Source organism: Neobacillus drentensis (assembly GCF_036965645.1).
Classification (GTDB): Bacteria; Bacillota; Bacilli; order Bacillales; family Cytobacillaceae; genus Neobacillus; species Neobacillus drentensis_D.
Map to the genome: position 1 here is coordinate 1 of NZ_JBALPZ010000135.1, position 7,657 is coordinate 7,657.

The 7,657-nt window shown below is 40.0% G+C and carries 9 protein-coding genes; 4 read left to right on the forward strand and 5 right to left on the reverse strand.

All coding sequences use genetic code 11. The features are described 5' to 3' along the window. Positions 1-74: 74 nt before the first annotated feature. From V7266_RS23215 to V7266_RS23225, 3 genes are all read right to left on the reverse strand, one after another. The gene (locus V7266_RS23215; RefSeq protein ID WP_335471431.1) at positions 75-896 is read right to left on the reverse strand and encodes an MBL fold metallo-hydrolase; all 822 of its coding nucleotides are present in this window, start codon (positions 894-896) and stop codon (positions 75-77) included. 15 nt (positions 897-911) lie between these two features. Next, entirely contained in the window at positions 912-1,877 is a 966-nt protein-coding gene (locus V7266_RS23220; protein WP_335471433.1) for a quinone oxidoreductase family protein, read from the reverse strand. A 124-nt stretch (positions 1,878-2,001) separates the two neighbouring features. After that, positions 2,002-2,640, reverse strand: coding sequence for a hypothetical protein (locus V7266_RS23225; protein ID WP_335471435.1), 639 nt, complete (start codon positions 2,638-2,640; stop codon positions 2,002-2,004). A gap of 346 nt (positions 2,641-2,986) precedes the next feature. Here V7266_RS23225 and V7266_RS23230 point away from each other — a divergent pair, with 346 nt between their 5' ends. The 4 genes from V7266_RS23230 (at position 2,987) to V7266_RS23245 (ending at position 5,671) form a co-directional block, all read left to right on the forward strand. Then, entirely contained in the window at positions 2,987-3,577 is a 591-nt protein-coding gene (locus V7266_RS23230) for a guanylate kinase (protein WP_335471436.1), read from the forward strand. A 151-nt stretch (positions 3,578-3,728) separates the two neighbouring features. Next, on the forward strand, positions 3,729-4,148 hold the full coding sequence (locus V7266_RS23235) for a MarR family winged helix-turn-helix transcriptional regulator (RefSeq protein ID WP_335471445.1): 420 nt from the start codon (positions 3,729-3,731) through the stop codon (positions 4,146-4,148). 12 nt (positions 4,149-4,160) lie between these two features. Then, entirely contained in the window at positions 4,161-5,366 is a 1,206-nt protein-coding gene (locus tag V7266_RS23240) for an MFS transporter (protein ID WP_335471437.1), read from the forward strand. A 116-nt stretch (positions 5,367-5,482) separates the two neighbouring features. Beyond that, positions 5,483-5,671 (forward strand): hypothetical protein, encoded by a 189-nt coding sequence (locus tag V7266_RS23245; RefSeq protein WP_335471439.1) that lies wholly within the window; start codon positions 5,483-5,485, stop codon positions 5,669-5,671. 171 nt (positions 5,672-5,842) lie between these two features. On the opposite strand, the gene V7266_RS23250 is transcribed toward V7266_RS23245, so the two are convergent. Then, positions 5,843-6,355: a response regulator gene (locus V7266_RS23250; RefSeq protein WP_335471442.1), complete on the reverse strand. Its 513-nt coding sequence runs from the start codon at positions 6,353-6,355 to the stop codon at positions 5,843-5,845. 143 nt (positions 6,356-6,498) lie between these two features. Further along, on the reverse strand, positions 6,499-7,530 hold the full coding sequence (locus V7266_RS23255) for a fatty acid desaturase (protein WP_335471444.1): 1,032 nt from the start codon (positions 7,528-7,530) through the stop codon (positions 6,499-6,501). Positions 7,531-7,657 lie beyond the last annotated feature (127 nt).

Here is a 7,657-nt window from a genome sequence, read left to right on the forward strand (position 1 = left end):
GAAGGACATTCTTGTGATGGTTCTCCCTAAGAATGTCCTTCATTTCGGCTTAATCAAACCAGCATCACATCTGGTCAGCAGTCAACATACTCCTTCCGAACAATTTCCACATTGTCCTTATGACATTGCTTCGTAAAATTAGACGGAAAGGGCATTTCTTTTTCCAACGCGCTTAGCTGCTCTATATCCTCGTTGACCACGGCAGCAATCAAGCGGTTCAAATAGTCCTGTGATAGTTGAATCCGGCGCATGATCTCATTCTGATCCGATGTGGTTTGCCCGTGACCAGGAACCATCACTGAAACCTTATGATTCAACAAAACTTGCTCTGCCTTCCGCAGCGTCGCCTCATACGCTTTTGCACTATGATAGATAAACGGCAGCTCAAAATCGGAAAGGTAATCGCCTGCCACCCAAAGCTCTAGCGGCTCTATCAATGTAAATAAACCGTCATGTGTATGACCCTGGGCTAAGTAAAAAGTTAGAGTCGTCTCCCCCAACTCGAGCTGCTGCCCATCTTCAAAAATCACGTAATCTACGTCCGGGAAGCCAATTTCGTAAGGGGGATCAATGTAATACTCATTGTAAAATTGCTGAATCAGCTCTAACTTCTGTGCCTTATTTGGATGCTCCTGTAATCCTTTGCTGCCAATCACTTTCGCTTCTGGAAATGCATGATACCCGATAATATGGTCGAAATCTCCGTGTGTAAATAGAAGATACACATCCCGATTCCCTTGAATACGGGCAACATGCTCCTTGATTTCCTCTATTTCATGCGGAAGCCAGTTTGGATCTACCACAATCACGAGGTCTTTTGTAATGGCTACCGTACAGGTTGTCTGAAATAAGGCACTCTGAAATACCGTTATTGATTCATTTTGAAATTGTATCATCGCCGGTCCGTCTCCCTATGGTATTAATAATATTTTCCCAGTACTCTTGCGGCTTTCAAGATACCGGTGGGCAACATGTCCCTCTTTCAGCGCAAAAATGGTTGGCGCTGCTACCCGGACTTTCCCCTCTTCCATCCAGCGGAACAGCTCTTTTGAACGAACGACCCGCTCTTCACGGGAAGTCAGCACGTTCCATAGGTCCCCGCCAGTCAAGGTCTTAGATGTATCCATTAACATTCTTGGATCCACGAAAGCAGGATCACCGCCAGCCATTCCATAGAAAACCACCGTTCCACCAACTCGAGTAACCTCAAAGCTATCAGAGAGTGTCGCCCCTACTGATTCATAAACCACATCAACGCCTTTACCATTTGTCGACTCAAGAACTTGGTTTTTCCAATCATCCTGATACAAGAAAACTGTTTCGGCTCCCGCTTCCTTAGCAGCAGCCGCTTTTTCAGGAGATGAGGTTAAGCCAATTACCTTCCCCCCAAGTAGTTTTACGATTTGAACGAGGAGCTGCCCTACTCCGCCAGCAGAGGCATGAACTAAAACAACCTCATTCTTCTTTACAGCATAGCTGTCCCGTGTTAAATAGTGTGCGGTTAACCCCTGCAGCAATACTGATGCAGCATCATTTAAGGTGATAGGCTCCGGAACAGGGATGGCTTTTTCAAAAGGTACTGCAACCAGCTCCGCATTCGCATAAGGAACATCGGCAAAAGCAATTCGGTCACCCACTTTAATCCCTTCCACATTTACTCCTATTTTTTCGACAATGCCTGCCCCTTCATAACCTAAAATATATGGCGGCTTGCCTGCTAAGTGGTAATTCCCTTTTCTTCTGTATATATCAGCAAAGTTCAGGCCAACCGCCTTCATTTTTACCAGAATTTCATCCGGACCGATCATAGGATTTTCGATTTCCGTATATTCGAGAACATCTGGTCCTCCAAATGTATTAAATACTAGTGCTTTCAACTGAATACCTCACTCATTCTAATTTTAATATTTACGCTTTTATTATTTAGAAATGTCATTTAGAATGCAAGTAACGTCATCTAAAACAGAAATGGCGGTTGGATACCCTCCACCGCCATTACCTCTATTCAGGAATCGTAACCGCCAACTTACCTTTTTCACTCGTTACCTCCACTACCTTATCAACAAACAAATATGGTGTATCATAGCGGTCTTGCTTTTTAATATCAACATAGCTATTATTAGCCGTCAGGACCGGAAACACCGCATTTGTTTTTTTAAACAAATTTTGGGTAACCTCTATTTCTGCCATTAGGATAATCTGTTTATTGGAAAGGGCAAAATATAACTTCCCAATCTCACGGTCATCCTCGATAATTTTCACCTGCTGCAAAATGGAAATCAAGCAGGTCACAAAATCATTCACCTGTTCATTTGACAAACCTTCTATTCCAACAGCCGCCAAAGCTTTGTTAAGTCCATTCTTAATTTCTTTAAACGAAAACACATCTTCAATCCGGAAAGCCGATTTTGTTTTTCCAAGACTTTCAAACTTCTTTTTCGTTTCAAGGAGGTATTGTTTTACATAGCCTTGGTGCTGATCACGCTGCAACACAAAATCAGCCAGCTCTTGTATACTTCGAATCTCTTTACTTTGATTACGAATAACTAGTAAAAAACCATAGAGATCTTTCTCATCAAAGGTGTTTCCTACCAATTTTTCATAATAAAAATGCAGTAATGATTGCTCTTTCTTATCCATGATTGTCTCCTATTATTTAAATATCCTATCTATTGTACCGTATGGCAGTCTGAATCTACTAATCTTTCTTTTTAATAAGTAAAACTTATCGTTTTCAATAAAAATTAATCACTTTTTTTTATTGCTGATTTGGGTTATGATAAAAGAAAGGGCCTTTGAGGTTTGACTTCTCTTAACATCCATTATTCTGATCATGCATGTGGGATTGCTTGTTTTGAAATAAAAAATCATCCAAAAAACCCATCTATTCCCACTGCACATTTGATATAATGGTAGTAATCCCCATAAAAACCTGCAAAACCCACTAGAAACTATTTTCTTAATTAAGACTAAAGGAGGCTTCACTATGTATCAAATCAAAGGAAAAGAAAAAATATTTGTGTACACAGGTCCCGATGGATCAGGGCGAAAGACGATTGCGAAAATGGTCGCTACCGCGTTTGATATGGAAACTGTCATCTCTTACACTACCCGTTCCCCACGTCACTATGAAAAAAATGGTGAAGACTACCACTTTGTCAACGAAGAAACCTTCAATCAGATGGAATCCCAACATGAATTTCTTGAAAGTGTTGAAATCGACGGTATTCATTATGGAATTCGTGAACAGGATATCATTCAAGCTTTTCAAAATCACGAATATGTCTACTTAACCTTAAATCCTGAGGGCACGGAAAAGTTAAAAAATATGTACGGCGATAATGTAGTACGCATATTTATCTACGCTGACCGTGATACCGTTATTAAAAGACAGCACAACCGGCAAGATGCTGATGACGTAATCGAGCGGCATATGACCCATTATGATGAAACGATGAATTATAAAAACAGCTGTGAATATGCATATGAAAATTATGATTCTCCGCAGGTTGCCTATCAGATCAGTGAATTGATTGAATCCTTTTTGGATCGAAATCTTGAAGTATCCGATTATTAATATGTCCCAACGAAGGCAAGCAGTGCCCAACACTGTTTGCCTTTTTTTATTTATAGCTGGACATAATACAAGTAAATGTGATAAATTATTATAGTTAGCTTAGGTAACTATTATCATAGGTAACTATTTCATTAAAAAAGAGGTGTTTTCGATAAAAACTTCTCAAAAGTTCTTTCATCAATTACTTATGATGTACCGGCCATTTGAAAATAGGCTGAATGTACATCTTGCGGAGCACCAATTATACAGAGCACAATGGACCATTTTGTACTACTTAGCCAATAATGAATCGGCGACACTGGTAGAGCTTTCCCATTATATGAGTGTAGAGAAACCCACTGTTACCCGAACGATTAACCGTTTAGAGGAGCTTGGGCTTGTCGAGCATGTCCCCGGCAAGGATAAACGTGAAAAGAGAATGCAGCTTTCTGCATCTGGCCAAGAAGTATATAAAGATGTCCGGGTAACCATTGATCAATATGAACAGGAAATCTTAGAAGGGATCACGGAGCAGGAGCAAATTGAGGCCATCCGGATCATGGGGGAAATTCGAAATAATATTACAAAGTAAGGGGTTAATAAAGTGAATTCATCAAGATTATGGACAAAGGATTTTATTATTGTTTCTGGTATCAATTTTCTAATAAACCTTGTGTTTTATTTATTAATTGTCATTATTGGGGAGTACGCAGTCGATCAATTTCATGCTTCTACTAGTGAGGCAGGTCTGGTTACAGGTATTTTTATTATCGGCTCTCTAATCGGCAGACTTTTTACCGGCCGTTTCATTGAGTCAATCGGCCGCAGAAGAACGTTATTTTTGGGTCTGGCCTTCTTTATCTTAACAACAGTTCTATATTTAATCAGCTCTAATATCGGCATCATGCTGACTACCCGATTATTGCATGGTATTGCTGCCGGTATTGTCGGAACAGCTACTGGTACGGTTGCCGCCCAAATTATTCCGGCCGCACGAAAAGCAGAGGGAATTGGTTACTTTAGCATGAGTACTACCTTAGCTACAGCTATCGGTCCGTTCATCGGACTATATATGACGCAGCATACCACTTTCCAAATGATTTTTATTTTTTCCGTTGTCTTGGGAATTATCAGTTTCATTACATCATTCTTTGTGTATGTTCCAGCCGTAACCGTAACAGCCAAACAAATTGGCGAAACAAAAGGAGGAGGCTTTAAGCTTTCGAATTTTATTGAGCCTAAGGCTGTACCGATTGCCATCATAACACTTGTTATTTCTTTTTGTTATTCAAGTGTTCTTTCATTTATTAAGTTCTATGCGAATGAAATTAATCTAGTAAGTGCAGCAAGCTTTTTCTTTCTTGTTTATTCGATCGCTGTTTTATTCTCACGCCCTTTCACCGGCCGCTTGATGGACACGAGAGGGGCAAACTATATTATGTACCCTGGCTTTGTTATTTTAGCTGCCGGAATGGTGCTGCTAAGTACCGTTAACTCAGGCTTTATGTTACTCGTGGCGGGCGCTCTGATCGGTCTTGGCTTTGGTAATATGCAGTCAAGCACACAGGCTATTGCAGTCAAATTAACACCGGCGCACCGGATGGGATTGGCCACCTCAACTTTCTTTATTGCTCTTGATGCTGGACTAGGCTTTGGACCTTATATCCTTGGATTCATCATTCCAGTAACCGGTTATCGGTCATTATATGTGATCCTTGGATTGGCTGTTTTTGTATCTATCGTTCTGTACTATTTCTTACATGGTAAAAAAGAACAAGCGTTACGAGCAAATCTTAAGTCAGCAGCATAAATATAGGTAAGAGGCGAACTGTCTTCGCCTCTGTTTTTATTGATTCATACACTAGCATAAGACCTGCTTGGAGAAAATATGATTAAGTAAGCATCCTAATAGAGGGGTTGTTCTAAATGGCCATTTTTAATAAAATTGCATTATTTTTTGTGATTTTGTACTCCGTTATTATTTTGATAAATTCTTATTTAGGAGAAAGTGAACGGCTTCAATCAAATGTCATGTTTTTTTTGATGAATGGTTTTGCCTATATTGTGTCAGCTTTAGAGGTTGAAAAAGAGAAACAAATTGTTTTGGAAACCTGATTTTTAATCAAACGTTTGATTAGTTTAGTGAAATTATTAATTAAACGTTTGATTAGTTTTTTAAAACTCCTGATGTATCAAGATCTGAAAACTTTTTAATTAAACGTTTGATTAATTGTATGAGAAAGGCGCCAGCACCTTACCCGGTGCAAGCGCCTTTATTATTAAGTATTAACCTGTTGGGAGCTTCATTTTTCCCTTTATCGTTGAAAGATATCTTTTAACAGTCCTAAGCATCGGCTTATCTTGCGGCATTAATTCCTGACTAGTTTCCATTCCTTCTTGCTCAGATCTTTGGTCCATTAGTTCTTGAGAATAAATGCGCCCGCCTGCGATAATGCTTCGAATAGAACATGCTAACTCTTCACTGGGACTGTCTTTCAGTAAATATCCTCTTACATCCGCTTTTAATGCCCTCTGCCAATAGCCTTGTCTGGCAAAGGTAGTCAAAATAATTACCTTACATCCCAATGGTTTTAGGATTTCAGCTGCCTCTAGTCCGCTTTTGAAGGGCATCTCAATATTCATTATACAAACATCCGGCTTTAAACGCTGTACAAGCCTTATGGCCTCTTCCCCATCTGCCGCAAGTCCGATGACTTCCATATCATCTTCCAAATTGAGGAGAGTACCAATTGCCTCTAACAGCATTTCCTGATCTTCCGCTATTACAATTCGAATCACATTTGTTCTCTCCTTATCCGCAGCTAAGGAAATGCGCAAGTACTCGTTTAATTGGTTTGAAACTGGCACATTCTCTATTTTTTATACTTACTTTTATCTTGCAAGACAATGACTCCTCCAGAAAGAAGAAGAGTCAGCCCATTTTATAATTCAGGTTTTGCTTGAACCGCTATTCTCTTTTTCGCAACAGCTTTTATATCCTTAAAAGTAATAAAGTTCTTTGTTTTCTCATCCCAGAGACGAAACCGCAGTGAACGAAGGCTTGTCGCAAGCGTAATCGTAGGGACGTGCTGTAATGGCGAGGTGCTGGTGTGCGCCTCTTCCAATTTATAATTAGGGACCCTTGGACTTAAGTGGTGAACATGGTGAAATCCGATATTCCCTGTTAGCCATTGTAATACCTTCGGAAGCTTGTAGAAGGAACTTCCTTCGACTGCTGCTAATACATATTCCCACTCTTTGTCATGCTCAAAATACGAGTCTTCAAAGGTATGCTGTACATAGAACAGCCAAATTCCTGCTGCTCCTGAAATCATGAAAATGGAGCCCTGCACTATCAAAAACAACTGCCAGCCGAGCGCCCAACAAAGCAAGGCAACCAATGCCGCTATGATAATATTAGTTAAATATGTGTTGTTACGTTCTTTTGGTCTGGCACCTTTACGGTTGAATCTATTTTTTAAAAGGAATACATAAATGGGACCTAATCCAAACATAACCAAAGGATTGCGATAAAATCGGTATGCCAGCCGCGTTTTCAGCGGTGCAGCTAGATATTCATCAACTGTCAGTGTCCAAATATCCCCTGTGCCGCGCTTATCTAAATTGCCGCTTGTAGCATGATGAACGGAGTGGTCATGTCCCCATTGGTCAAAAGGATGCAAGGTGAGAACACCCATACACGTTCCTACGATCCGGTTGGCACGACGGCTCTTAAAAAAGGAGAAATGAGTACAATCATGGAAAATGATAAAAATTCTTGTTAAGAAACCCGCTGCTATTATTATTGGAACCAGCGCTAACCAATACGACACCGACAAGCTCGCGTAGGCTAGGTACCAAAGGGCAATAAAAGGGACAACTGTATTGATAATTTGGAAAATACTCTCTTTAGTTGTTGATTTTTCAAACGGAGCTACTTGTTTCTTTAAATTTTTCGTATCATGTATGGTCATTTCGTAATTCCCTTCCTTCTTATTCTTACTTCAAAGTATAGAGGAAGGGAAATGTACATGTTAGTAGCAGGTGTCATATGACAACCATGATAAATGTCATATTTAAGGTGTAAATATTGCAAATGGT

Bases quoted from the DNA above. Each gene is read 5' to 3' on its own strand.
- V7266_RS23215 (WP_335471431.1), bottom strand. From the start codon at position 896: ATGATACAATTTCAAAATGAATCAATAACGGTATTTCAGAGTGCCTTA.
- V7266_RS23225 (WP_335471435.1), bottom strand. From the start codon at position 2,640: ATGGATAAGAAAGAGCAATCATTACTGCATTTTTATTATGAAAAATTG.
- V7266_RS23230 (WP_335471436.1), top strand. From the start codon at position 2,987: ATGTATCAAATCAAAGGAAAAGAAAAAATATTTGTGTACACAGGTCCC.
- V7266_RS23245 (WP_335471439.1), top strand. From the start codon at position 5,483: ATGGCCATTTTTAATAAAATTGCATTATTTTTTGTGATTTTGTACTCC.
- V7266_RS23255 (WP_335471444.1), bottom strand. From the start codon at position 7,530: ATGACCATACATGATACGAAAAATTTAAAGAAACAAGTAGCTCCGTTT.